This is a genomic window from Chryseobacterium sp. SIMBA_038, from assembly GCF_046535115.1.
Taxonomy (GTDB): Bacteria; Bacteroidota; Bacteroidia; order Flavobacteriales; family Weeksellaceae; genus Chryseobacterium.
Genome location: NZ_JAWRXH010000126.1, coordinates 1 through 277, shown reverse-complemented (window position 1 = coordinate 277; position 277 = coordinate 1). Strand labels below are relative to the sequence as shown.

Annotated in this window: 1 protein-coding gene; it reads right to left on the bottom strand. The window is 44.8% G+C overall.

What is annotated here, in order from left to right:
* The coding region (locus tag SB689_RS22970; protein ID WP_410694374.1) for a hypothetical protein at positions 1–277 on the bottom strand (277 nt) is incomplete at both ends.

Genomic DNA, 277 nt, shown 5'->3' with positions numbered 1-277 from the left:
ATTGCGCTCAACATCATCTATGGTTTCTTGATTCAGTCGTCTCAAGGCTGGGAAGTACTCTTGGCCTTTCAGATCCGGCAATTTTGAAAAATCTTGATCAAGACAGTCAAGTTCTGGAAGCATTTGTAGTGTATTCGAGTCAAGCTGCCAGCGTGATACCAAATGCTCAGTGGTGTCGATAAGCTGACCAAGTGTTTTCTGCCAGCTACTCAATAACAGGACTATTCTCTCGCTATCAAAGATCTGAATGTCGGTATTGGTGACGCCACTCCAAGGG